This window comes from Teichococcus aestuarii, from assembly GCF_003116135.1.
GTDB lineage: Bacteria > Pseudomonadota > Alphaproteobacteria > Acetobacterales > Acetobacteraceae > Pseudoroseomonas > Pseudoroseomonas aestuarii.
Window position 1 is genome coordinate 585,556 of the sequence record NZ_PDOA01000001.1, and the last position, 24,723, is coordinate 610,278.

Annotated in this window: 24 protein-coding genes and 1 tRNA gene; 19 read left to right on the forward strand and 6 right to left on the reverse strand. The window is 72.4% G+C overall.

Annotated features, from left to right (window positions below; translation table 11 throughout):
* Positions 1-7 precede the first annotated feature (7 nt).
* The 9 genes from CR165_RS02745 to CR165_RS02785 all read left to right on the forward strand — a co-directional run bounded on the left by CR165_RS02745 (position 8) and on the right by CR165_RS02785 (position 8,685).
* Complete coding sequence (locus CR165_RS02745; protein ID WP_109515405.1) at positions 8-1,303, forward strand: ArgE/DapE family deacylase; 1,296 nt, start codon at positions 8-10, stop codon at positions 1,301-1,303.
* 76 nt (positions 1,304-1,379) lie between these two features.
* Entirely contained in the window at positions 1,380-2,570 is a 1,191-nt protein-coding gene (locus CR165_RS02750; protein ID WP_109515406.1) for a cysteine desulfurase family protein, read from the forward strand.
* Positions 2,571-2,579: 9 nt separating this feature from the next.
* Positions 2,580-2,906 carry a ferredoxin family 2Fe-2S iron-sulfur cluster binding protein gene (locus CR165_RS02755; protein ID WP_109515407.1) on the forward strand — a complete coding sequence of 109 codons (327 nt, stop codon included), beginning with the start codon at positions 2,580-2,582 and terminating at the stop codon, positions 2,904-2,906.
* A gap of 11 nt (positions 2,907-2,917) precedes the next feature.
* On the forward strand, positions 2,918-3,607 hold the full coding sequence (locus tag CR165_RS02760; RefSeq protein WP_109515408.1) for a TenA family protein: 690 nt from the start codon (positions 2,918-2,920) through the stop codon (positions 3,605-3,607).
* The gene (gene mnmA, locus CR165_RS02765) at positions 3,604-4,710 is read left to right on the forward strand and encodes a tRNA 2-thiouridine(34) synthase MnmA (protein ID WP_109515409.1); all 1,107 of its coding nucleotides are present in this window, start codon (positions 3,604-3,606) and stop codon (positions 4,708-4,710) included. Before CR165_RS02760 ends, mnmA begins: the two co-directional genes overlap by 4 nt.
* A gap of 49 nt (positions 4,711-4,759) precedes the next feature.
* Positions 4,760-4,836: transfer RNA gene (locus CR165_RS02770), tRNA-Met, on the forward strand.
* A 128-nt stretch (positions 4,837-4,964) separates the two neighbouring features.
* Complete coding sequence (locus CR165_RS02775) at positions 4,965-6,611, forward strand: ABC transporter substrate-binding protein (RefSeq protein ID WP_109515410.1); 1,647 nt, start codon at positions 4,965-4,967, stop codon at positions 6,609-6,611.
* Positions 6,612-6,661: 50 nt separating this feature from the next.
* Complete coding sequence (locus tag CR165_RS02780) at positions 6,662-7,555, forward strand: alpha/beta hydrolase (protein WP_109515411.1); 894 nt, start codon at positions 6,662-6,664, stop codon at positions 7,553-7,555.
* A 122-nt stretch (positions 7,556-7,677) separates the two neighbouring features.
* Entirely contained in the window at positions 7,678-8,685 is a 1,008-nt protein-coding gene (locus CR165_RS02785) for an ATP-grasp domain-containing protein (RefSeq protein ID WP_109515412.1), read from the forward strand.
* A 30-nt stretch (positions 8,686-8,715) separates the two neighbouring features.
* Here the strand turns inward: CR165_RS02785 and CR165_RS02790 are convergent, their stop codons facing one another.
* Together CR165_RS02790 and CR165_RS02795 are read right to left on the reverse strand one after the other, a co-directional pair.
* A complete protein-coding gene (locus CR165_RS02790; protein ID WP_109515413.1) occupies positions 8,716-11,169 on the reverse strand; it encodes an EAL domain-containing protein in 2,454 nt (817 codons plus the stop codon).
* A 249-nt stretch (positions 11,170-11,418) separates the two neighbouring features.
* Positions 11,419-12,663 carry a Zn-dependent hydrolase gene (locus tag CR165_RS02795; protein ID WP_109515486.1) on the reverse strand — a complete coding sequence of 415 codons (1,245 nt, stop codon included), beginning with the start codon at positions 12,661-12,663 and terminating at the stop codon, positions 11,419-11,421.
* A 120-nt stretch (positions 12,664-12,783) separates the two neighbouring features.
* Between CR165_RS02795 and CR165_RS02800 the strand changes: the two genes are divergently transcribed.
* Together CR165_RS02800 and CR165_RS02805 are read left to right on the forward strand one after the other, a co-directional pair.
* Positions 12,784-13,572 (forward strand): aldolase, encoded by a 789-nt coding sequence (locus CR165_RS02800; protein ID WP_109515414.1) that lies wholly within the window; start codon positions 12,784-12,786, stop codon positions 13,570-13,572.
* Positions 13,573-13,618: 46 nt separating this feature from the next.
* Complete coding sequence (locus tag CR165_RS02805; RefSeq protein WP_219929667.1) at positions 13,619-14,467, forward strand: DMT family transporter; 849 nt, start codon at positions 13,619-13,621, stop codon at positions 14,465-14,467.
* Between the two features lie 53 nt (positions 14,468-14,520).
* Here CR165_RS02805 and CR165_RS02810 read toward each other — a convergent pair whose 3' ends face one another.
* From CR165_RS02810 to CR165_RS02825, 4 genes are all read right to left on the reverse strand, one after another.
* Positions 14,521-15,294 (reverse strand): methyltransferase domain-containing protein, encoded by a 774-nt coding sequence (locus tag CR165_RS02810; protein ID WP_109515416.1) that lies wholly within the window; start codon positions 15,292-15,294, stop codon positions 14,521-14,523.
* Positions 15,291-15,473, reverse strand: a complete 183-nt coding sequence (locus CR165_RS02815; protein WP_109515417.1) for a hypothetical protein — start codon at positions 15,471-15,473, stop codon at positions 15,291-15,293. The genes CR165_RS02810 and CR165_RS02815 overlap by 4 nt, the downstream gene beginning before the upstream one ends.
* 76 nt (positions 15,474-15,549) lie before the next feature.
* Positions 15,550-16,344: a 3-hydroxybutyrate dehydrogenase gene (locus CR165_RS02820; protein WP_109515418.1), complete on the reverse strand. Its 795-nt coding sequence runs from the start codon at positions 16,342-16,344 to the stop codon at positions 15,550-15,552.
* A 58-nt stretch (positions 16,345-16,402) separates the two neighbouring features.
* Positions 16,403-17,830 carry a dihydrolipoyl dehydrogenase family protein gene (locus CR165_RS02825; RefSeq protein ID WP_109515419.1) on the reverse strand — a complete coding sequence of 476 codons (1,428 nt, stop codon included), beginning with the start codon at positions 17,828-17,830 and terminating at the stop codon, positions 16,403-16,405.
* Between the two features lie 383 nt (positions 17,831-18,213).
* Between CR165_RS02825 and rpmH the strand changes: the two genes are divergently transcribed.
* The 8 genes from rpmH to dapE all read left to right on the forward strand — a co-directional run bounded on the left by rpmH (position 18,214) and on the right by dapE (position 24,592).
* A complete protein-coding gene (gene rpmH / locus CR165_RS02830) occupies positions 18,214-18,348 on the forward strand; it encodes a 50S ribosomal protein L34 (RefSeq protein WP_099093630.1) in 135 nt (44 codons plus the stop codon).
* Positions 18,349-18,377: 29 nt separating this feature from the next.
* On the forward strand, positions 18,378-18,719 hold the full coding sequence (gene rnpA / locus CR165_RS02835; protein ID WP_109515420.1) for a ribonuclease P protein component: 342 nt from the start codon (positions 18,378-18,380) through the stop codon (positions 18,717-18,719).
* Positions 18,716-19,051: a membrane protein insertion efficiency factor YidD gene (gene yidD / locus CR165_RS02840; protein WP_109515421.1), complete on the forward strand. Its 336-nt coding sequence runs from the start codon at positions 18,716-18,718 to the stop codon at positions 19,049-19,051. The genes rnpA and yidD overlap by 4 nt, the downstream gene beginning before the upstream one ends.
* A gap of 13 nt (positions 19,052-19,064) precedes the next feature.
* Positions 19,065-20,822, forward strand: a complete 1,758-nt coding sequence (gene yidC, locus CR165_RS02845) for a membrane protein insertase YidC (RefSeq protein WP_109515422.1) — start codon at positions 19,065-19,067, stop codon at positions 20,820-20,822.
* Positions 20,819-21,484 (forward strand): ribosome biogenesis GTP-binding protein YihA/YsxC, encoded by a 666-nt coding sequence (gene yihA, locus CR165_RS02850; protein ID WP_109515423.1) that lies wholly within the window; start codon positions 20,819-20,821, stop codon positions 21,482-21,484. The genes yidC and yihA overlap by 4 nt, the downstream gene beginning before the upstream one ends.
* 99 nt (positions 21,485-21,583) lie before the next feature.
* On the forward strand, positions 21,584-22,468 hold the full coding sequence (gene argB / locus CR165_RS02855) for an acetylglutamate kinase (RefSeq protein WP_109515424.1): 885 nt from the start codon (positions 21,584-21,586) through the stop codon (positions 22,466-22,468).
* A 136-nt stretch (positions 22,469-22,604) separates the two neighbouring features.
* Positions 22,605-23,432 (forward strand): 2,3,4,5-tetrahydropyridine-2,6-dicarboxylate N-succinyltransferase, encoded by an 828-nt coding sequence (gene dapD, locus CR165_RS02860; protein WP_109515425.1) that lies wholly within the window; start codon positions 22,605-22,607, stop codon positions 23,430-23,432.
* Between the two features lie 8 nt (positions 23,433-23,440).
* On the forward strand, positions 23,441-24,592 hold the full coding sequence (gene dapE / locus CR165_RS02865; protein ID WP_109515426.1) for a succinyl-diaminopimelate desuccinylase: 1,152 nt from the start codon (positions 23,441-23,443) through the stop codon (positions 24,590-24,592).
* Positions 24,593-24,723: the final 131 nt, after the last annotated feature.

Consider the following 24,723-nt stretch of genomic DNA (forward strand, 5'->3'; position numbering starts at 1 on the left):
GAAGATCATGCCCGAGCAACCCGTGCTGGACCGCCTGCGCCAGGCCGTCGACGCCAATTTCGACAGCGAGGTCGCCTTCCTGACCGAGCTGGTGCGCTTCCCGAGCCTGCGCGGCCGCGAGGCGCCGCTGCAGGACTGGATGGCGCGCCAGATGGCCGGCCGCGGCTATGCGGTGGACCGCTTCACCATCGCCGAGACGCCGCTGGAGGCGCATGAGAAGGCGGCGCCGATGGTCGAGGTGGACCCGGCCGGCTCCGTGCAGGTGGTGGCCACCCACCGCGCCAAGGACCCCACCGGCCGCAGCCTGATCCTGCAAGGCCATATCGACGTGGTGCCGGAAGGCCCCGCGGAGATGTGGACCCACCCGCCCTATGCCGGCGTGGTGCGCGATGGCTGGCTCTATGGCCGCGGCGCCAACGACATGAAGGCGGGCGTCGCTTGCATGATCTACGCCATGGACGCGCTGAAGGCCGCCGGGCTGGAGCCCGCCGCCGACGTGCATGTGCAGACGGTGACGGAGGAGGAGAGCACCGGCAACGGCGCCCTGGCCACGCTCGCGCGCGGCTACCGCGCCGAGGCCTGCCTGATCCCCGAGCCCACCGGCCACACCATGACGCGCGCCCATACCGGCACGCTGTGGTTCCGCGTGCGGGTGCGCGGCGTGCCGGTGCATGTGGCGCAGGCGCAGACCGGCACCAACGCCATCCTCTCCGCGCTGCACATCATCCAGGCCTTGCAGCAGCACACCAAGGTGGTGAACGAGGCGGCCAAGTCCGACCGCTGGTACGCGCAGATCCAAGACCCCATCAAGTTCAACCCCGGCATCATCCGTGGCGGCGACTGGGCCAGCTCCACCCCCTCCTGGTGCGAGGTGGATTGCCGCATCGGCCTGCTGCCCAGCACCGAGGTGAAGGATGCCATGGCGGCGGTGGAGCGCTGCATCCAGGACAGCCGCGCCGGCGACACCTTCCTGGCCAACAACCCGCCCGAGGTGACCTGGCACGGCTTCCAGGCGGACGGCTTCGTGCAGGAGCCGGGCACCGAGGCGGAGGCCATCCTCGGCGCCGTGCACCAGTCGGTGTTCGGCGAGGCGATGCAGGAGCGCATCACCACGGCGGTGAACGACACCCGCTACTATGGCCGCTACTACAACATGCCGGCGCTCTGCTACGGCCCCTCCGGCGAGGGCAACCACGGTTTCGACGAGCGCACCAACCTCGACAGCCTGCGCAAGACGACGCTGACCATCGCCGCCTTCATCGCCGACTGGTGCGGCGTGCGGGAGATTACTCCCGGCAAATAAGGTAATGTGCCGGGCGGGGCGGTGGTATTCCCGCCCCGCCCTTCCACCCTGGCGGGCGGTGGCCCATATTCGCGCCATGTCCGCACCGACCCGCCCCATCTACCTGGACAACCACGCCACCACGCCGCCCGATCCGCGCGTGCTGGCGGCCATGCGCCCCTGGTGGGAGCAGAACTTCGCCAACCCGCACAGCGTGGAGCATGCCCTCGGCCGGGCGGCGGAGGCGGCGGTGGAGGAGGCGCGCGGCCATGTGGCGGCGCTGGTCGGCGCCGAGCCGCGCGAGATCGTCTTCACCTCGGGCGCGACCGAATCCAACAACCTCGCCATCAAGGGCGCGGCCCGCTTCGCCCGGGGGCAGGGCAGCGCCCGGCGCCGCGTCGTTACGGTGGCGACCGAGCACAAATGCGTGCTGGAGAGCGTGCGGGACCTCGCGGCGGAGGGGTTCGAGCCGGTGGTGCTGCCGGTCGGGCCCGGCGGGCTGCTGGAGCCGGAGGCGCTGCGCGCCGCGCTGGCGGCGGCGCCGACGCTGCTGGTCTCGGTGATGGCGGTGAACAACGAGATCGGCGTGGCGCAGGACCTCGCGGCGCTGGTGCCGATCGCCAAGGCGGCGGGGGCGCTGTTCCACACCGATGCCGCCCAGGCCGCCGGGCGCATCCCGCTCGACGTGGCGGAGCTGGGCGTGGACCTGCTCTCGCTCTCCGCCCACAAGATCTACGGCCCGAAGGGGGTGGGGGCGCTCTATGTGCGGCGCCGCCCGCGCGTGCGGCTCGCGCCACTCTTCTCGGGCGGCGGCCAGGAGCGGGGGCTGCGCTCCGGCACCCTTCCGGCGCCGCTGCTGGTGGGCTTCGGCGAGGCCGCGCGCATCGCCCGCGCCGAGGGGCTGCTGGAGCGTGGCCGCATCGCCGCCCAGCGCGCCCGCTTCCTCGCCGCTCTTTCGGAAGCGGTGCCGGGCCTCGTGCTGAACGGCGACGCTTCACGTCAGGTGCCAGGCAACCTCAACATCACCTTCCCCGGCGGCGTCTCGGCCCAGGCCATGCTGGCGCGGCTGGAGGGGGTCAGCGTCTCCACCGGCTCGGCCTGTTCCTCGGCCGAGGTCGAGCCTTCCTATGTGCTGCGCGCGCTCGGCCTCACCGACTCGCAGGCGGCCGCGACCTTGCGGATCGGCATCGGGCGCTTTACTTCGCCCCCCGACGTGGACCGCGCGGCGGCCCTGCTCGCCGATGCGTGGCGCCACGCGCTTTCCGAAACCCAGGATGCGGCGGAGTAGACGACGGCGATGCCGAAGATGACGTTCATCGAGCGCGATGGTTCGCGCCGCGAGGTCGAGGCGCCGCTGGGCCTCTCGGTGCTGGAGATCGCGCACAAGCACGACGTGGACATCGAGGGCGCCTGCGAGGGCAGCCTCGCCTGCTCCACCTGCCACGTGATCGTGGGCGGCGAATGGTTCGGGAAGCTCGCCGGCCCGACCGAGGACGAGGAGGACATGCTCGACCTCGCCTTCGACCTGCAGGAAACCTCCCGCCTCGGCTGCCAGCTGATCATGACCGAGGAGCTGGATGGCCTCGTCGTGAAGCTGCCCGCCGGCACCCGCAACGCGAGCTGAAGCAGAGGCCCATGTTCCCATCGCCCTACGGCGCCCCCGACGGCCTGACCAACCGGCTGCGCGAGCACTGCGCCGGGCGGTGGGATTCCTATTGCTGGCACCCCTTCGTGCAGGGGCTGGCCGAGGGCACGCTGCCGCTGCCGGCCTTCCGCCGCTACCTGGTGCAGGACTGGCTGTTCCTGATCCAGTTCGCCCGCGCCAAGGCGCTGGCCGCCTTCAAGGCGGAGAGCCTGGAGGCGATGCGCGGCAAGGCGGCGGGGCTCAACGCCCTGCTGGCCGAGATGCAGATGCACCTCCGCTACTGCGCCGATTGGGGTCTCTCGGAAGCCGATGTGCTGCGCGAGGCCGAGGCGCCGCAGACCGTCTGCTACACGCGCTGGGTGCTGGACCGCGGCATGGCGGGCGACATTCTCGACCTCGAGGTGGCGCTCGCCCCCTGCACCATCGGCTATGGCGAGATCGCGCTGCGCATCGCCGCCCATCCCGGCCGGATGCGGGAGGGCAACCCCTACCAGAGCTGGATCGACACCTACAGCGCCCCCGGCTACCAGGCGCTGGCCTGTGCCGCCGCCGAGCGGATCGACGCCCTGGGCGTCAGCCATGGCGGCGTGGCGCGCCTGCCCGTGCTCTCCGCCACCTTCGCCGAGGCCGCCCGGCTGGAATGCGACTTCTGGCAGATGGGGCTGGACGCCGCGCCATGAGGGTGCTCGTCGCCATGTCGGGGGGTGTCGATTCCTCCGTCGTCGCCGGGCTGCTGAAGGAGCAGGGGCACGAGGTGATCGGCGCCACGCTGCAGCTCTACGACCATGGCGCGGCGGTGGAGAAGAAGGGCGCCTGCTGCGCCGGCCAGGACATCCACGACGCGCGCGACGTGGCGGACCGCCTCGGCATCCCGCACTACGTGCTGGACCGCGAGAGCCGCTTCCGCGACGCGGTGATCGAGGATTTCGCGAGCGCCTACGCCCGCGGCGAGACGCCCATCCCCTGCGTGCGCTGCAACCAGACGGTGAAGTTCCAGGACCTGTTCCTGCTGGCGCGCGACCTCGGTGCCGAGGCGCTGGCCACCGGCCACTACGTGCGGCGGGTGGAGGGGCCGGATGGCCCCGAGCTGCGCCGCGCTGCCGACCCGGCGCGGGACCAGTCCTACTTCCTCTTCGCCACCACGCCGGAGCAGCTGGCCTTCAGCCGCTTCCCGCTCGGCGGCTACGCTTCCAAGGCCGAGGTGCGGGCGGAGGCGGTGCGGCTCGGCCTCGCCGTCGCCGAGAAGCCAGACAGCCAGGACATCTGCTTCGTGCCCAAGGGCAGCTACCACGAGGTGGTGGCCAAGCTGCGCCCCGAGGCCGCCGAACCCGGCACCATCGAGCACGCGGATGGAAGGGTGCTCGGCACCCACCAGGGAATCGCGCGCTACACGGTGGGGCAGGGGCGGGGCCTGGGCATGGCCTCGCGCGATGGCGAGGAGCCGCTCTACGTCACCGCCCTCGATGCGCCGCGCCGCCGCGTGGTCGTGGCGCCCCGCGGCGCCCTGGCCTCGGAGCATGTGCTGGCCGGCGACGTGAACTGGCTGGTGGCGCCGCCCACGGCGCCGCTGGCGTGCCAGGTGAAGCTGCGTGCCCGCGAGGTGCCGCAGCCTGCCACGGCGGTGTGGGACGCCGCGGCGGGCCTGCTGCGCGTGCGCCTGGCGGCGCCGGCCATCGCCGCGCCGGGCCAGGGCTGCGTGCTCTACGATGGCGACCGGGTGCTCGGCGGCGGCTTCATCCGCCGCAACGAAGAGGCGATTGACAGCGCCGGCGAGGCCGCCTAAATCGCGCGCCACCTGGGCAGCGCCATACGACGACGGCCCGGGCCTCTGCGGTGGTGTAGCTCAGCTGGTTAGAGCACGGCACTCATAATGCCGGGGTCGGCGGTTCAAGTCCGCCCACCACTACCAACAGGAAACGGGGCGCTGGCGGAAAGCCGGCGCCCCGTTTTTTCTTGCGTGGTTTTCTTGTCCGGCCACCCTGGTCCGCCCCGCCATTCGGTGCTTTTTCTGGCTCGTCATCTGCCAGGAGAAGCGCCATGCCCGGTTTCCGTCATGCCCTGAACAGCGGGGCCGCGCGCCTCGCCCTGCTGCCGGCCCTGGCGCTGGGCGGATTCCTGGCCGCGCCCGCCACGCAGGCGCAGACGCTGCGCGTGGCCCTCTCCGCCGAGACCACCTCGGCCGACCCGCACAACTACGCGCTCACGCCCAACAACACGCTGCGCCGGCACGTCTTCGAATCCCTCACCGCGCTGGACGCCGATCTGCGCGTGCAGCCCGCCCTCGCCACGCGATGGGAGCGGGAGGACGACCTCACCTGGCGCTTCCACCTGCGCGAGGGGGTACGCTTCCACAACGGCGCGCCCTTCGGCGCGGAGGATGTGGTGTTCAGCTTCTGCCGCGTGCTGAACAACGAATCCGAGGTGGTGCAGTCCTATTCCCGCCTCGTGCGGCCCATCGCCGCGCTGGAGGTGGTGGATTCGCACACGCTGCGCCTGCGCACCCGCGCGCCGGAGCCGCTGCTGCTGAACGACCTCTCGAATGTCGCCATCCTGCCCCGCACCCTTGTGGGCGGCGCGGCCATGGATTTCGCCGCCGGGGAGAAGTGCGGGCATGAGGGCGCCTGGCCCTCCGCCGCGCAGTTCAACGATGGCAGCGCCGCCATCGGCACCGGCCCCTACCGGCTGCGCAGCTACAGCCGCGCCGGCGCCATCGAGCTGGAGCGCAATGACGGGCATTGGGGGGCGAAGCCGCACTGGCAGGCGGTGCGCCTCACCCCCGTCACCGCCGCCGGGCCGCGCCTGGCCGGGCTGCTGGCCGGCGACCACGACCTGATCGAGAGCCCTGCCACCGGCGACCTGCCGCGCCTGCGCGAGAACCCCGGCTTCGCGCTCTCCACCAAGCCCACCACGCGGCTGATCTTCCTGCAGCTCGACACCGCCCGCAGTCCCAGCCCCTTCGTCAATGGCGGGCAGGGCGAGAACCCGCTGCGCGACGCGCGGGTGCGGCAGGCCCTCTCGCTCGCCATCGACCGCAAGGCGGTGCAGGAGCGGGTGATGGACGGCGTCGCCACCCCCGCCGGGCAGTACCTGCCGGAGGGCATGGCCGGCACCATCCCCGGCCTGCCCGTGCTGCCCCACGACCCCGCCCGCGCCCGTGCCCTGCTGGCCGAGGCCGGCTATCCGAACGGCTTCGCACTCACCTTCCACGCCACCAACAACCGCTACATCAACGACGCCCGGCTGGCGCAGGTGGTGGCGCAGTTCTGGCAGCGCATCGGCGTGAAGGTGGAGCTGGACGCCATGCCGAGCTCCGTCTTCTTCGGCCGGCGCGGCAAGCGGGAGTTCAGCGTCTCCATGGGCGGCTGGTCGGCCGACGCCGCCGAGACGCTGATGTTCTTCCGCTCCTGGCTGATGACCACCGACCGCGAGCGCGGCCTCGGCACCAGCAACTATGGCGGCTGGTCCGAGCCGCGCTTCGACGGCCCGGCGATGCGCGCCATGGCCACCATGGACGAGGCGGCGCGCGCCGGCCTGCTGCGCGAGGCGAGCCAGGTCGCGGTGGAGCAGATGCCCGTCATCCCGGTGCATTTCGAGAACGCCGTCTGGGCCTTCCGCAAGGGCCTCGCCTATGGCGGCCGGGTGGACCAGAGCACCTCGGCCATGGAGGTGACGGCGGCGCCGTGAGGCGCCGCGCCACCCCGCCCGCCTTGTCTCCGCAGCCTCAGGATACCGACATGCCGTTTCAGGACACCCTCGCCCAGGCCCTCGCCGCGCCGGGCCGCCAGGCCATCCCCTTCACCGACGCGGCGGGCGACGCCACCCGCCCGCTGGTGCTGCACACCTACCGCCCGCAGGGCTTCACGCCGGACAGCCCGGTGGTGCTGGTGCAGCACGGCATGGGCCGCAATGGCGACGAGTACCGCGACTTCTGGATCGAGGCCGCCGAGCGGCACAGCCTGCTGATCGTGGCCCCCACCTTCAGCAACGAGGCCTATCCGGGTGCCGAGCTCTACAACAACGGCCATGTGCTCGGCGCGGAGGGGCAGGTGCGGCCGCGCGCGGAATGGGGCTATGCGGTGCCGGCGCGGGTGTTCGGCCTGCTGCGCGCGGCCGGCGTCACGCGGCGGGAGAAGGCGCGGCTGTTCGGCCATTCGGCGGGTGGTCAGTTCGGCCATCGCCTGCTGGCCACCCAGCCCCATGAGGCGTTCGAGGCCGTCGCGGTCGGCAACCCCGGCTGGTACACCCTGCCGGTGCTGGAGCAGCCCTTCCCCGAGGGGCTGGGCGGCATCGGGCTGGACGAGGCGGCGCTGCGGCGCCTGCTGGCCTATCCGCTGCTGATCCTGGCCGGCGAGCAGGACACCGAGACCTCCGGCCCCAGCCTGCCCGCCCAGCCCGCCGCCGGGGCGCAGGGGCCGCACCGCTTCGCCCGCGCGCACAACTACCTCCGCGCCGGGCGCGAGGCGGCGGCGCGGCTTGGCATGGAATGCCGGTGGCAGCTCGTGGACGTGCCGCATATCGGGCATGACGGCGCCGCCATGTCCCGCGTCTGCGCCAGCCTCTGGTTCGAGGGGCGGCTGCCGGAGGCGGCGCTGCTGGCGGCGTGGGGCGGCAAGGCCGGCGCGCTCTGAGCCGGCCACCCCGCCCATAGAGGGGCGGGCGCGGGAAGCCGCGAGGGGATATGGGTGTTTGACAGATACCACCATTCTATGTGGTATATTGCTTCAAGCACCATTCCCCGAGGGGTATCGTCATGTCCAGACTCCACGTCATCCACGAGAACCCCCTCTGGCTGCCGCCGCTGGCGGAAGCCTTCGACCGGATCGGTCTGCCCTGGGCGGAGATGGACCTCTCGCGCGGCACCTTCGACCTCTCCGAACCACCGCCGGAGGGCGTATTTTACAACCGGATGAGCGCCTCCTCGCACACGCGCGGGCACCGCTACGCCGCCGAGCTGACGGCCGGCGTGCTCGCCTGGCTGGGGCGGCATGGCCGCCGCGTGGTGAACGGCTCCGCCGCGCTGGACCTGGAAGTCAGCAAGGCACGCCAGTATGCGGCGCTGGAGCAGGCCGGGCTGACCATCCCCCGCACCGTCATGGTGCAGGACGACGCCGCGGCGCTGGTCGAGGCCGCGCGCCGGCACTTCGCGCCCGGCCCGGTCATCCTGAAGCCCAACCGCGGCGGCAAAGGGCTGGGCGTGCGGCTCTTCGCCTCGGTCGAGCAACTCGCCGCGCATCTGGAGGGCGCCCCGGCCGACGAGGCGCCGGTGGATGGCATCTGGCTGCTGCAGGACTACATCCGCGCCCCGCGCCCGGTGATCACCCGCGCCGAGTTCGTCGGCGGCCGCTTCGTCTACGCGGTGGAGGTGGACACCACGGCCGGCTTCGAGCTGTGCCCGGCCGAGGTGTGCGCGGTGGGCGACGCCTTCTGCCCCGCCGCCGCCCCGGCCGCAGCCTTGGCCGCCCCGGCGCCCGCGCCGCGCTTCCGCGTGCTGCCGGAGGGCATCGAGCCGGCGCTGCGCAGCCGGCTGGAGGGCTTCCTGGCGCGCAGCGGCATCGACGTGGCGGGCATCGAGTTCATCCGCGACGAGGCCGGGCAGGTGCTGGTCTACGACGTCAACACCAACACCAACTACAATGCCGGTGCCGAGGAAGCGGCGGGCCTGGCCGGCACGCCGCGCTCCGGCCCCGGCGCCCTGGCCGCCTACCTGGCCGCCTACCTGGCCGCCGAGCTGGGCCGCAGCCAGCGCCAGGCAGCCTGAAGGCGGGCCCGGCCGCGGCCAGGCGCCCCTTCAGGGGGTGGTGGCCGCGACCGGGGCGCTGGCCTCGCCGCACAGGCCGAGGAAGGCCTCGGGCGACATCGGCCGGCCCCAGAGCCAGCCCTGGATCTCGTGGCAGCCGATGCTGCGCGCCTGCTCCAGCTCGGACTCGGTTTCCACCCCTTCCGCCACCAGCCGCAGGTCCAGCGCCTTGGCCATGGCGCCGATGGCCTGGAGGAACACCACCCCCGCCGTGTCGCGCGCCGCGTCGCGGATGAAGATGCGGTCGATCTTCAACTCGTTGATCGGCAGGTGGCGCAGGCGGGAGAGGGAGGAATAGCCCGTCCCGAAATCGTCGATCGCCACGCTGCAGCCCTGCTGCTGCAGGCTGCGCAGGTTCTCGTCCAGCAGGCCGGGACCGCCGATCAGCGCGCTTTCCGTCAGCTCGACGCCCAGCCGGTCCCCCGGCACCCCATGGCGCGCCAGCCGCGCGATGAGCGAGGCGGCCAGGTTCTGCCGGGCGAGCTGGGTGGGGGGGAAGTTCATTGACAGGCGCTGCCCCGGCGGCAGGCGGGAGAGCAGCGGCATCACCTGCTCGAAGACGAATTCCGTCAGCGGCTGGATCAGCCCCGTCTCCTCGGCCAGCGGGATGAAGTCGTTCGGCGGGATCAGCCGGCCATCCTCGCGGCGCCAGCGCACCAGCGCCTCGCCGCCGGTCAGCCGCCGCTGGAGGGCGGTGAAGCGCGGCTGGATCTCGATGAACAGCCCGCCCTGGTCCAGCGCCCGGCGCAGCCCCTGCGCGGTGGAGAAGCGGCGGGCGGCGGTGGCCCGCATGGCGCCGACGAAGCTGCGCACGCTGCCCGGGGCCCGCTGCTTGGCGTCCAGCAGGGCGATCTCGGCAGCTTCCAGCAGCCCGTCGGCGCGGGTGTCGTCCTGCGGCGCCATGGCGATGCCGATGGTCACCGGCGGCAGGCGGAAGCTGCTGTCCGGCACCCCCTCCGGCGCCGCGCCCTCCACCGAGACGGCGATGCGCCCGGCCAGGATCTGCGCCATCTCCGGCTCCGGCGTGTCGCGCAGCAGCACGGCGAAGCGGTCGGCGCCGAAGCGCGCTAGCAGGCTGTCGTGCGGTAGCACGCGGGCGATGCGCCGTGCGGCCGCGCGCAGCATCCGGTCGCCGGCGGCGAAGCCGATGGTGTTGTTCAGCGCGCTGAAATCGACGAGGTCCACCAGCAGCAGGCTGGGCCGCGTCTCCGCGCGGTCGAGCTGCTGCGCCAGCTCCTCCTTCAGGCGGCGCTGGTTCGGCAGGCCGGTCAGCTCGTCGTTGAAGGCCAGCCGCTCGATGCGCTGCTGCGCCTCGTGGATGGCGGTGTTGTCGCGGATGACGCCGATGTAGTGCGGCGTGCCGTCCAGCTCGATGCCACTGAGACGGAGATGGATGCGCAGCATCCGCCCGTCGCGGTGCCGCACGAAGCCTTCCTGCTCCATCTCACCCGGCTGCGGCGGGCCGATCTGGCGGTGCAGGTAGGGGTCGAGGGCGAAGGCGCCATCCCCGCGCTCCTGCGGGGCGGAGAGGTGGCGGATGTGGCGGCCGTGCAGCGCCTCCGCCTCCCAGCCCAGGATCTCCGCCACCTTGTGGTTGGCATAGACGATATGGCCGGATGCATCGGTCAGCACGATGCCCTCGGCGATATGGTCCACCACCGCGCGGAAGCGCTGCTCGCTCTCCGAGACGCGCAGCAGCGCCTCCTGCACCTCGGTGATGTCGCGGCCGATGGCGTGGATCTCGACCAGCCGGCCTTCCGCGTCGAAGGCGGCGATGTCGGTCCAGCGGCACCAGCCGGGGCGGCCGCCGGCGGAGCGGGCGCGCAGCGTGTAGCTGCGGAGAGGCTCGTCCGGCTTCAGCAGGGCGCGCTGGCGCAGCAACTCGGGCCGGGCCTCCGGGTCCAGCGCCTCCAGCGCCATGCGGCCGAGCAGCGTGTGCGGCGGGAAGCCGGCCGCGCGGGCGAAGGCGGCATTGACGAAGGTGAGGGTGCTGTCCGGCAGGCAGCGATAGACCAGCGCCTCCTGCGCCGAGACGGTGTCGATCAGCAGCTGCCCACCGGTCTGGTGGGCCATGCGGCGGCGGGCCATCTCGCCCGGGTCGATGCCATAGCCGACCAGCCACCGCGTCTGGCCCTCGCGCCCCGGCACCGGCACCACGGCGATGTCCCAGTCGCGCGGGCCGGTGGCGTGGGGCAGGCAGGCGGTGAGGTCGATGACCTCCTGGCTTTCCCAGGCACGGCGGAAATGCGCGCAGAGCTGCCCGGCCAGCGGCGGCGGGAACAACGCCTCGAGCGGCCGGCAGAGGATCTGCTCGGCGGTGGACGAGGCGGCATCGAGCAGCGCCGCGTTGACCTGGGCGAAGCGGAAACTCGCGGCGAAGCGCTCGGCCACGAAGGCGGGCAGAGGGCAGCGTGCCAGGAAGTGGTGAAGATCACCAAGAGGCATGGCGACACGAGGCCTGGCTGGCGAGGAACCGGGAGGGATGCGCAGGCAGCGGTGGGCCCTCTGACCGCCGCCTATCGGCCCCTTCCGCGGCTCAGAACCGCCGGGAGGAAAGGACCCGTCCTCCTATCAACTCCACGTTATGAATGGCAAGGGCGACTCTGCGCACGAGCCCTGCCGCTTGCGGAACCGCTCCGCCGGCCATGGCCGGCGGAGCGGTTCCGCGGCAGCCCGTTCAGGGCGCCCGGCTGGTCAGAGCGCCCGGTTGGCGCGCGCCACCACCGCCTCGAACAGCACCTGGCAGCCGGCCGCCGCCTCCTCCGGCAGGATGCTCTCCGCCTCGTTGTGGGAGAGGCCGTCCTTGCAGGGGGTGAAGATCATCGCCGTCGGCACGCTGCGCGCCACATAGACGGCGTCGTGCCCGGCGCCGGAGACGATCTCCCGCGTGCTGTAGCCAAGCCGCGCCGCGCCCTGGCGGACGAGGTCGACGCAGCCGGCATCGAAGGGCTGCATCCGGATGCGGAACAGCTCGGTCAGGTCCAGCGTGCAGCCATTGGCCTCGGCCAGCGCCTTCGCCTCGGCCGGGAAGGTGGCGGCCAGCCCCTCGATCTGCGCGTCGTCCGGGTGGCGGAACTCGATGGAGAAGCGCACCTCGCCCGGCACCACGTTGCGGCTGTTGGGCAGCACGTGCAGCTGGCCCACCGTGCCGCGGCCATCCTCGCCGCGCTCGCGCATCAGCGCGTCCACCCGCTCGATGACGCGCGCCGCGGCCAGCAGCGCGTCGCGCCGGGCGGAGGGGGGCGTGGTGCCGGCATGGGCGTCCTGCCCGGTGATCACCGCGTCGTACCAGACCTGCGCCTGGGCGCCGGTGACGATGCCGATCTGCTTGCCTTCGCGCTCCAGGATCGGGCCCTGCTCGATATGCAGCTCGAAATAGGCGTCGGCGGGGAAGGGCTCCGCCGGGTGCTCGCCCTTGTAGCCGATCCGCTCCAGCGCCTCGCCGACGCTGACGCCCTCCACATCCTTCAGCCCGTACACCTTCTCCAGCGAATAGATGCCGGCCCAGGCGCCGCTGCCCATCAGCGAATGGCCGAAGCGGCTGCCTTCCTCGTCGGTCCAGTTGACCAGCTCGATCGGTGCGTCGGTGGTGATATTGAGGTCGTGCAGGGTGCGCATCACCTCGAGCCCGGCGATGACGCCGAGCGCGCCGTCGAACTTGCCGCCCGAGGGCTGGCTGTCGAGATGGCTGCCCATCAGCACCGGCTTGCGGGCCGGGTCGCGCCCCTCGCGGCGGGCGAACATGTTGCCGATGGCATCGACGCGCACGGTCAGGCCCAGCGCCTCGCACCATTCGGTGAAGCGCTGGCGGCCGGCCTTGTCCACCTCCGTCAGGGTCAGCCGCTTGACGCCGCCCTTCGGCGTGGCGCCGATCTCGGCCATCGCCATCAGGCTGTCCCACAGGCGCTTGGCATCGATCCGCTGGTTGGTGCCCGACATCGGCATAATTCCCTTCATAACCGGCCGGCATCTTGCCGCCTGCCGGCCACTCTGCAAGCCTGCCGGAGCGGCACCGATGGCAGCATCGATGCCGGATGCCGCCGCGGAGAGAGACGAACCATGGCCCATGCCCTCGGCGCCCCCGGCGCCCCCGCCATCCTGCGTAATTCCGACCTCGACGCCGACGCGGTGCGGCAGGCGCGGGTGGACCTCGCCGCCTGCTTCCGCATGGCGGCGCGGCTCGGCCTGCACGAGGGGATCTGCAACCACCTCAGCGCCATGGTGCCGGGGCGGGAGGATCTGTTCCTGGTCAACCCCTATGGCCAGGCCTTCGCCGAGATCACCGCCTCCAGCCTGCTGGTCTGCGACTTCCACGGCAATGTGGTGGCGGGGCAGGGCACGCCGGAGGCGACGGCCTTCTACATCCACGCCCGGCTGCACATGAAGCACCCGCGCGCCCGTGCCGCCTTCCACACCCACATGCCCAACGCCACCGCGCTCTCCATGCTGGAGGGGCCGCCGCTGGTCTGGGCCGGGCAGACGGCGCTGAAGTTCTACGGCCGCACCGCCATCGACGAGGATTACAACGGCCTGGCGCTGGACGAGGCGGAGGGCGACCGCATCGCCGCCGCCATGGGCGAGGCGGACATCGTCTTCATGAAGAACCATGGCGTGATGGTGGTGGGCCCGACCATCGCCGAGGCATGGGACGACCTCTACTACCTGGAGCGCGCCTGCGAGGTGCAGCGCCTGGCCCTCTCCACCGGCCGCACGCTGAAGCCGGTGGCGCCCGAGCTGGCGCAGCGCACCTACGCGCAGATGCGCGAGGGCGACCGCGAGAGCGCCCGGCTGCACCTGGAGAGCATCAAGCGCATCCTGGCGCGGGAGGAACCGGGCTATCTCGCCTGAACCCGCGGGCGAGGCCGCCCGGCAGCGCCGCGCGGGCTTCCTGTGCCTGGCCGTCACCGCCCTCGGCTGGGGGCTGACCTGGCCGATCCTGAAGGCCGTCATCCAGGAGCTGCCGCCGCTCACCGCGCGCGGCCTGGGCGGGCTGCTGGCGGCGCTGGGGCTGGCGCTGCTGGCCCGCGCGCTGGGCTGGCCGCTCGCCGTGCCGGCCTCCGAGCGGCGGGCGCTGCTGGGCTTCGGGCTGCTCAATGTCAGCGCCTGGATGGGCTTCTCCACCCTCGGCCTGCTCTGGCTCGGCGCCGGCGAGGCGGCGGTGGTGGCCTACACCATGCCCGTCTGGGCGGCGATGCTGGCCTGGCCGCTGCTGGGCGAACGGCCGACGCTGCGCCGCGTGCTGGCGCTGCTGCTGGGGCTGGCCGGCGTGGCCGTGCTGATGGGCGGCGGATTGCCCGATGGACTGCCGGGAGGGGCGGGCAAGACGCCGGGGCTGCTGCTGCTGCTGGCCGCCGCGCTGTGCTTCGCGCTCGGCGCGGTGATGAGCAAGCGGCGGCCGCTGGCGCTGCACCCCGTGGCGGCGGTGGTGTGGCAGGTGGCGCTGGGCACGGTGCCGATCCTCGGCCTCTCCTTCCTGCTGGAGCGGCCGGACTGGAGCCGCCCCGGCCTCATCGGCTGGGGCGGGGTGCTCTACATGGCGGCGGTGCCGCTCTCGCTCTGCTACCTCACCTGGTTCGGCGCGCTGCGGCGGCTGCCGGCCAACACAGCGGCCATGGGCACGCTGGCCACGCCGCTGATCGGCATGTTGGCCAGCGCCGCCCTGCTGGGCGAGCCGCTGGGCTGGCGGCAGGGCGTGGCCGTGGCGCTCACCCTCTCCGGCGTGGTGCTGGCGCTGCGAGGGTGAAATTCCCGTGCCACTTCAGGAACGGTGCGCAAGACGCTGTTCCTGAAAGATTGCTACATTGAGGCCAGAAGGAAGAACCGGCGGAAGGGCAGCAGCACGGTGCCATCCGCCTGGGTGGAGTAGTGCGGGCGCAGCGCCTCGCTATAGGCGGCCAGGAAGTCGGGCCGCTCGGCTTCGTCCAGCGCGTCCAGATAGGGGCGCAGGCTGCTGCCCATGGCCCATTGCACCACCGGGTCGGCGCCCTGCAGCACATGGACGTATTCGGTGAACCACATCTCCAGCCTGGCCACCCGCGGCCGCAGCAGGTTGTAGTAGTCGCCGGCCGGCAGGATGGGCGGCGCCGAGGAGACGCCGCGCAGCCGCTCCGCCCAGCGTCCCTGACGGGCAATCTGGTCCTGCAGGGCGCGCAGCGGCGCGTCGTGCATGGCCGGCATCTGCACCGCCAGCGTGCCGCCCGGCGCCAGCGTGCCGAGCAGGCGGGGGAACAGGCCCGCATGGTCCGGCAGCCAGTGCAGCGCGGCGTTGGAGAACAACACGTCCACCGGCCCGGGCGGCGCCCAGCGGGCGATGTCGGCCTGGTGCGTGGCGAAGCCGGCCTCCGCCGCGCGGGCCAGCATGGCCGCCGAGCCATCCACGCCGGAGATGGTGGCACCCGGAAAGCGCACCGCCAGCAGCGGCAGCGCGTTGCCCGCGCCGCAGCCGAGATCGACCACCTGCACCGCGCCCGGATGGTCCAGCCGGGCGATCAGGTCGATGGCGGGGCGCAGGCGCTCGTCGGAGAAGCGGAGATACTGGGTGGGGTCCCACCCCTCGCGGTCACCGTTCATCGCAGGGTCCTGTCGAAGTGCCGTTTCACCAGCAGCAGGCCATAGGCGATCGCACCGATGAAGAGGGCGATGCCGATATGCTGGGTGGTGATCAGCGGCGTGTTGCTGCGGGCGATCAACAGCCCCATCAGGGCCAGGATGGCCACCCCGACGAGGCGCATGACGTCACTGAAGATCATCCACTAACTCCTTGATCTTCAAAAATGTCTCGAAGGGAGGGCGGGCCGGGGAAACCCCCGGTCCCGGCACCGTGGTTCAGGCCGCCGACCACCCGCCATCGATCGATAGCGCCGCGCCGTTGATGCTGCCGCTGTCCGGTCCGCAGACATAGAGCGCCATGCGCGCCACTTCCTCCACCTCAACCCAGCGCTTGCTGGGCTGCTTGGCGAAGAGGTGGTCGTTCAGGGCGGCCTCCTCGCTGATGCCGTTCTTCTCGGCCAGGGCGCCGACCTGCTTCTCGGCCAGCGGCGTGCGGACGAAGCCGGGGCAGATGGCGTTGCAGGTGACGCCGCCACGGGCGATCTCCAGCGCCACCGTCTTGGTCATGCCCACCACCCCGTGCTTGGCCGCCACATAGGCCACCTTCTCCGGCGAGGCGACGAGGCCGTGGATGGAGGCGATGTTGACGATGCGGCCCCAGCCGCGCGCCTTCATCCCCGGCAGCAGCGCCTTGATGGTGTGGAAATTGGCCGAGAGGTTGATCGCGATGATCGCGTTCCACTTGTCGTCCGGGAAGTCCTCCACCGGGCTGGTGAACTGTATGCCGGCATTGTTCACCAGGATGTCCACCTGGCCGAGCACCTTCTCCGCCTCGGCGCACATGGCGCGGAGCTGGGCGGGGTCGGACAGGTCGGCGGGCGAATGCTCGGGCTCGGGGCCGTTGCCGGCCTTGGCCACGGCGCGCCGGGCGTTGGCGATGTCCTCGGCGCTGCCGAAGCCGTTCAGCATGACGCGCGCGCCCGCCGCCGCCAGCATCGTGGCGATGCCGAGGCCGATGCCGCTGGTGGAGCCGGTGATCAGGGCGGTGCGCCCGGCGAGGGTCTGTTCCATGCGAGAGGCTTTCCTGTTCCTGTGGCGGAGGGTGAGCGGCGGAGGCGGCGCCGGGCGGTCAGCGCAGGCGCGCGGCCAGCCCCGACCAGAGGCGGGCGAGGCCGCCCGCCGGCTGCGGGGTGGAGACCATCGCGGCGGCACGCCGGGCGGCCTCCGCGCGGGTGGCGTGGGGCAGCATGGCCTCGGCCAGGGCGGAGAGGGGCAGCTTCCGCCCCATCATCAGCCCCAGCACCGCCGCCACCTCGCCCGCGCCGGCGCCGACGATGCCGGCGCCGAGCAGGCGGCCCGACCCGTCCAGCACCAGCTTCACCTGGCCCTCGGTGTCGCCCTCGGCGATGGCGCGGGGATTCTGGGCGAAGGGCTGGCGGGCCACCTGCACGGCATGGCCGGCGGCGCGCGCCTCCGTCTCGGTCATGCCCAGCTGCGCCAGCTCTGGCGCGGTGCGGACGAGGCGGGGGAGGGCGGCGTAGTCCAGCCGCGCCGGCAGGCGGTGCAGCATGCCGCGGGCGACCACGCGCGCGTGCTGGGCGGCGGCGTGGGTGAGGCCGCACGGCCCCAGCCCCTCGGGGTCGGCCACCGCGCCGGCGGCCCAGATCCGGCGGTTGTCCGGGCTGCGCAGGTCCCGCCCAACCGCCACGCCGCGCGGCGTGGCCCGCAGGCCGCCCGCGGCGAGGTCGAGCGCCGCCAGGCGCGGCGCATGGCCCATGGCGAAGAAGATGTGCGAGCCGCGCACCAGCGCGCCATTGTCCAGCCGCAGCGCCACGCCGTCCGGGGTGCGCTCGGCGTCCACGACATGGCTGTTCTCCAGCACCTCCACCCCGTCGCGCCGCAGCGCCTCCCGCACCGCCAGGCGCAGCTCGGGGTCCTCTTCGGCGAGGATGTTGGGGCGCAGCTCGATCAGGGTGACGCGGCAGCCGAGGCAGGCATGGGCCTGCGCTATCTCCACCCCCACCGTGCCGCCGCCCAGCACCAGCAGGTGGCGCGGCGCCTCCTCCAGCGCGAGCAGCGTCTCGCTGGTCAGCCAGGGCAGGTTCACCAGCCCCGGCAGGTCCGGCACCACCGGCGCCGTGCCGGTGGCGATGACGGCGCGGCGGAACCCGTAGGTGCGTCCGGCCGCCTCGATCCGGTCGGGCGCGATGAAATGCGCGCTGGCCCGCACCACCGTGACGCCCTGGCTCTCCAGCCGCTCGCCCGATTCCTGCGGCGCCGCCTGCGCGATGGCCTGCCGCACATGCCGCCGCACGCCCTGCCAGTCCACCCGGACGCCCTCCGCATGGATGCCCAGGGCGCCGCCGCTGCGCGCCTCGGCGGCGCGGCGGGCGGCGGCCAGCAGCGCCTGGGCGGGCACGCCGCCGGTGTTCAGGCACGCCCCGCCCATGCGATCGCGCTCGAACAGCACCACGTTGCGGCCGAGCGAGGCGGCGATGGCGGCCACCGAGAGGCCGGCGGCGCCGGCGCCGATGATCGCCACGTCATGGTCGGGCATGTCGGTCTCTGCTCCTCGTCTGGAAATGGGCACCCGCGCCCGGGGCGGCGCGAATCCGGGCGCCGCGCCAGGATGCGCGGCCCGCGGCGTACCGCAAGCGCCCCCGCCCTGGCGAGGGCGGCCCGGAGCGGCGCCCGGGGCGCAGCGCCAGGCCTGCGGCGGAGGGCGGGGAGGCGGGTTGCGGGAGCATGTCGCGGCACAGATGGGGCCAGCGCCGCCCCGCCGGAAGGGCCGTGCGGAGCCGAGAGCGGTTGACGGGACGCGATGCGCCTCCCTATACGTCGCCACCTTCGCCGGCCGCCCCTGCGGGACGTCCGGCCTGTGCCGCAGCGGTCCTGGGAAGGGCGGCGCGGATCTGACCCTGACCAGTGGAGTAGCGCGTCGTGAAGCGTACCTATCAGCCCTCGAAGCTCGTCCGGAAGCGCCGGCATGGTTTCCGCGCCCGCATGGAGACGGTGGGCGGCCGCAACGTGCTGGCCAACCGCCGCGCCAAGGGCCGCAAGAAGCTCTCCGCCTGAGCGGCGGCGCACCCCGCGCAGCCTAGCCCATGGCCTCGCCGCCCCGACTCAAGCGGCGGCGCGAATTCCTTCGCGTCGCCGGCAAGGGCAGCCGCGCCGCAAGGCCGAGCCTGGTGTTGCAGGCCCTGCCGGGAACGGCGGGGCCGCTTCGCGTTGGCTTCACCGCCACCAAGAAGCTGGGCAACGCCGTGGTGCGCAACCGCGCCAAGCGCCGCCTGCGCGAGGCCGCCCGGCTGACCCTGGGCCGCGACGCGCCGGAAGGGTGGGACCTCGTGCTGATCGGGCGCGACGGCACCGCCGGGCGGCGCTTCGCGCTGCTGCTGGCCGACCTGCGTGGCGCGCTGCGCCAGGCCGGCGTCCTGAAGCCATGAACCGGTTGGCCGGCCACCGCCGCGCCAGCCCGGCCGCCTGGGTGCTGAAGGGCGCGGTGCGCACCTACCAGCTTACCCTGCGCGGGGTGATCGGCAGCCATTGCCGGTTCTACCCGCATTGCAGCGCCTATGCGATCGAGGCGCTGGACATCCACGGCGCGGCGCGCGGCAGCTGGCTTGCCGCGCGGCGTATCCTGCGCTGCCACCCCTGGCATCCCGGCGGCTACGACCCGGTGCCAGCGGTGACGGCGCCGGACGCGACCGAGCCGGCGCCCGACACGGCGCCGCCCCCATGCCCGCCGCCCCGCGCGGTGGCCCACACCAAGGCCTGACGGCACGGATCCGATGGACCAGAAGCGACTCTTCGCGGCGATTGCGATTTCGATCGGCATCCTGCTCGCCTTCGACCTCTGGAAGCGCGAAACCACCCCGCCGCCCGCCGATGCGCCGGCCGCGGTCTCGCAGCAGGCACCCGTGCCCGCCGCGCCGGTTGCGCCCAGCAGCCCCGGCAGCACGGATGCCCAAGCGGCCGCGCAGGCCAACCGCCCGGCGCCCGAGCGGCTGCGCATCGACAGCCCGCGCCTCTCCGGCAGCCTGCTGCTGCGCGGCGCGCGGCTCGACGACCTGGTGCTGAAGGACTACCGCGAGACGGTGGCCCCCGGCTCGCCGCTGGTGCGCATGTTTGCGCCGCGCGAGGAGCTGCAGCCCTATTTCGCCCAGTGGGGCTGGTCGGCCGCCGATGGCCGCACCCGCGTGCCGGATGGCGATACGGACTGGACGGCGAGCGGCGGCCCGCTGGCGCCCGACAGCCCGGTGACGCTCTCCTGGGAGAACGGCCAGGGCCAGACCTTCCAGATCGTGCTGAGCCTGGACCGGAACTTCATGTTCCAGGCCGAGCAGCGCGTGGTGAACAACGCCGCCGAGCCGGTGCAGGTGCTGCCCTGGGCGCGCGTGCGCCGCGAGACGACGCCCCGCACGGAAGGCTTCTACATCCTGCATGAGGGCTTCGTCGGCGTGCTGAACGGCCGCCTGAACGAGCAGACCTACAGCTCCGCCAAGGAAGATGCCAACCGCGGCATCGCGCTCGAGCAGGAGACCACCGGCGGCTGGGCCGGCTTCACCGACAAGTACTGGCTCTCCGCCATCGCGCCGGTGGACACGGCGCAGCCGATGCGCGCCGCCTGGCGCCATGTGGCGGAAGGCGGGCAGGACCGCTGGCAGGTGGATTTCGCGCCGCCGTCGCCGCTCACGGTCGCGCCCGGTGCCACCGGCAGCCTGGCCACCCGGGTGTTCGCCGGCGCCAAGGAAGTGCATCTGCTGGATGCCTACCAGGACAATCTGGGCATCACGAACTTCGACAAGGCGATCGACTTCGGCTGGTTCTATTTCATGACCAAGCCGTTCTTCTACGCCCTTGATTTCCTGTTCAAGATGTTCGGCAATTTCGGTGTCGCCATCCTGGTGTTCACCGTGGCGCTGAAGCTGCTCTTCTTCCCGCTGGCCAACAAGGCCTACAAGTCCATGGCGCGGATGAAGGTGCTGACGCCGAAGATGACGGAGATCCGGGAGCGCTACAAGGACGACCCGGCCAAGGCGCAGCAGGAGATGATGGCGCTGTACCGGACGGAGAAGGTGAACCCCGCCTCCGGCTGCCTGCCCATCCTGATCCAGATCCCGGTCTTCTTCGCGCTCTACAAGGTGCTGTTCGTCACCATCGAGATGCGGCACGCGCCCTTCTTCGGCTGGATCCGCGACCTCTCGGCGCCGGACCCGACGAACCTGTTCAACCTGTTCGGGCTGATCCCGTGGGACCCGCCGGCGATGCTGCACATGCCGGTCTGGGCCATCATCATGGGCATCACCATGTTCGTGCAGCAGAAGCTGAACCCGACGCCGCCGGACCCGATCCAGGCCAAGATCTTCACCTGGATGCCGGTGATCTTCACCTTCATGCTGGCCAGCTTCCCGGCCGGGCTGGTCATCTACTGGTCCTGGAACAACCTGCTCTCGGTGGCGCAGCAATGGTACATCATGCGGCATGAGCGGGCGGCGCGGCGCCAGGAGAAGGCGCTCGCGAAGTCCGGCGCGAAGGCCAAGGGGTGAGCCCGGGCCTTCTGGAGGCGCGCGACGACGAGGAGCGCGCCGCCCTCATCGAGGCGGGGCGGCTGCTGTTCTGCCGCCCCTGCGAGTTCTACTTCGCCAGCCAGAAGCTCGAGCAGCTGCCCGAGGCCCGGCTGCCGGAGGTGGCCTTCTGCGGCCGCTCCAACGTGGGCAAGTCGTCGCTGGTGAACGCGCTGACCGGGCAGAACAGCCTGGCGCGCGTCTCCGGCACGCCGGGGCGCACCAAGCAGCTCAACTTCTTCGACCTGGGCGGCCGCCTCGCGCTCGTGGACATGCCGGGCTATGGCTACGCCCAGGCCTCCCGCAGCGTGAAGGAGGACTGGCAGGGGCTGATGTTCGAATACCTGCGCGGCCGGCCCAACCTGCGCCGCGTGGTGCTGCTGCTCGATGCCCGCATCGAGACCAAGGCCTCCGACCGCGCGGCGATGGAGCTGCTGACCGACGCCGCCGTCACCTTCCAGATCGTGCTGACCAAGGCGGACAGCGCCAAGCCCTACTGGCTGCGCCAGCGGCAGGAGGAGGCGGCGGCGCTGGTGAAGGAGCACACCGCCGCGCATCCGCTCGTCATCACCACCAGCAGCGAGACGGGCGAGGGCATCCCCGAGCTGCGCGCCGAGCTGACGGCGCTGGCCGCGCCGGCCTGAGCCGGGCCGCCCGGGGGCGGGGCGCCGGAGGGTGCCCCTTGACCCTCCGCCCACGCTTCCGTAAGGCGGGCCACCCACGGGACCGGACGAGCCAAGGCCATGACCGAAGAAGCGCGCAGCCAGATGGAACTCCTCGCGGAGGCGCTGCCGCTGCTGAAGCGATACGACGACCAGACCATTGTGGTGAAGTATGGCGGCCACGCCATGGGCGAGACCGCGGCGGCCGACCGCTTCGGCCGCGACATCGCGCTGCTGGAGCAGGTGGGCGTGAACCCCGTGGTGGTGCATGGCGGCGGCCCGCAGATCAACGCCATGCTGAAGCGCCTCAACGTGCAGTCCGAGTTCGTCAACGGCCTGCGCGTGACCGATGGCAATGTCGTGGACGTGGTCGAGATGGTGCTCTCCGGCACCGTCAACAAGCAGGTGGCGGATTGCATCACCCGCGCCGGGGCCATGGCGGTGGGCATCTCCGGCAAGGATGGCGGGCTGATCCGCGCGAAGAAGCTCACCCGCACCTATATCGACCCCGAGAGCAACATCGAGAAGGTGCTGGATCTCGGCTTCGTCGGCGAGCCGGAGCATGTGGACCCGCATGTGCTGGAGCTGCTGATCGGCGCGCAGATCGTGCCGGTGGTGGCACCGGTCGGGGTGGGGCCGGATGGCCAGACCTACAACATCAACGCCGACACGGCGGCCGGCGCCATCGCCGGCGCGCTGAACGCCTCCCGCCTGCTGATGCTGACGGATGTGGCCGGCGTGCTGGACGAGACCAAGACGCTGATCCCCGAGATGAGCGTGGCCGAGGCGCGCGCCGGCATCGCCGCCGGCTGGATCTCGGGCGGCATGATCCCGAAGATCGAGACCTGCATCTACGCCATCGAGAAGGGGGTGAAGGGCGCGGTGATCGTCGATGGCCGGGTGCCGCATGCCGTGCTGATCGAACTGTTCACCGAGGGCGGCGCCGGCACCCTGATCCGCCCCTGAGCGGACAGGAAAAAGGCGGGGGCGCGGGGGAATTCCTTCTCCCGCCCGTTTCCTGGCGCCGTTGACAGGATGCAGCCCCCCTAGGATACCCGCCGGACGTCTTGTTCACGCGCCGACCGACCGGGGTAGACCGACCATGGACCTTTCCGCCACCATCGCCGCGCTGTGGGAGCGCCGCGCCGAGCTTTCCCCCGCCACGAAGGGCGCGGATCGCGACGCGGTCGAATCCGCGCTGGCGCTGCTCGATTCCGGCCAGGCGCGCGTGGCCGAGCCGGACGGGCAGGGCGGCTGGCGCGTCAACCAGTGGCTGAAGCAGGCGGTGCTGCTCTCCTTCCGGCTGGAGGACAGCGCGCCGATGGGCGTCGGCATGACGGCCTATGACAAGGTGCCGCTGAAGTTCCAGGGCTGGGGCGACAACCAGTTCCGCGCCGCCGGCTTCCGCGCCGTGCCCGGCGCCGTGGTGCGACGCTCGGCCTATATCGCCCGCGGCGTGGTGCTGATGCCCTCCTTCGTGAACCTCGGCGCCTATGTCGACGAGAACACGATGGTGGACACCTGGGCCACCATCGGCTCCTGCGCCCAGATCGGCAGGAACTGCCACATCTCCGGCGGCGCCGGCATCGGCGGCGTGCTGGAGCCGCTGCAGGCCAACCCGGTGGTGATCGGCGACAACTGCTTCGTCGGCGCCCGCTCCGAGGTGGCCGAGGGTGTCATCGTCGGCGAGGGCAGCGTGCTGTCCATGGGCGTGTTCCTCGGCGCCTCCACCAAGATCGTCGACCGCGCCACGGGCGAGGTGTTCATGGGCCAGGTGCCGCCCTATTCGGTGGTGGTGCCGGGCAGCCTGCCGGGCCGCCCGCTGCCGGACGGCACGCCGGGCCCCAGCCTCTACTGCGCCGTCATCGTCAAGCGCGTGGACGCGCAGACGCGCAGCAAGACCTCGATCAACGAGTTGCTGCGCGACTGAGGCCGGCCATGGACCCGCTTCCGCTCCTGCAGGACCTGATCCGCTGCCCCAGCGTCACGCCGGCGGAGGGCGGGGCGCTCGGGGTGCTGGAGGCGGCGCTCGTGCCGCTCGGCTTCACCTGCACCCGGCTGCGCTTTGGCCCGGCCGAGGGCGGGAAGGGCGAGGCGGTGGAGAACCTCTTCGCCCGGCGCGGCAGCGGCGCGCCGCATCTCTGCTTCGCCGGCCATACCGACGTGGTGCCGCCCGGCGACCCGGCGCTCTGGACCACCGACCCCTTCGGCGCCGAGCTGCGCGACGGTTTGGTGATGGGCCGCGGCGCCACCGACATGAAGGGCGGCATCGCCGCCTGGATCGCCGCCATCGCCAGCCTGCCGCGCGAGCTGCCCGGCAGCCTCTCCCTGCTGATCACCGGCGACGAGGAAGGCCCCGCCCATTACGGCACGGTGAAGGTGCTGGAATGGATGGCGGAGCACGGCCACACGCCGGACATGTGCCTCGTCGGCGAGCCCACCAGCCGCGCGGTGCTGGGCGACACCATCAAGATCGGCCGGCGCGGCAGCATGAACGCGGCGATCACGGTGCAGGGCACGCAGGGCCACAGCGCCTACCCGCAACGCGCCGACAACCCGGTGCACCGGCTGGTGCGGGTGCTGCACCGGCTGACGGCGCAGCCGCTGGACGAGGGGAGCGAGTGGTTCGAGCCCTCCACCCTGCAGGTCACCAGCGTCGATGTCGGCAACCCGGCGACCAACGTCATCCCCGGCGCGGCGCGGGCGCGGCTGAACATCCGCTTCAACGACCGCCACAGCAGCGCCTCGCTGACCGAGGCGCTGCACGCCGCGCTGCGCGCCGAGGAGGCGCGCTACGCGCTCGAGGTCTCCTGCTCGGGCGAGAGCTTCCTCACCGCGCCCGGCCCCTTCGTCGCGGCCCTGGTGGCGGCCGTGCGGGAGGCGGCGGGGGTGGAGCCGAGGCTCGACACGGGGGGCGGCACCTCCGATGCCCGCTTCGTCGCCCGCTACTGCCCGGTGGCCGAGCTGGGCGCGGTCGGCGCCACCATGCACAAGGCCGATGAATCGACGCCGGTCGAGGAGCTGCGCCAGCTTTCCCGCCTCTACGCTGCCGTGATCCGCGCGCTGCTCGGCGTGGAGCGGGCGGTCTGACGCCGGCCGAGCGCCTGGGCGAGATCCTGTGCGGCCTGCGCGGCGCGCTGGATCTGGCGCGCGGCAGGCCGGAGGCGCTGCGGTGGTTCCCCACCACGCCCGCGGGGGCGCTGCGTTCCTTCTGGGCGGCG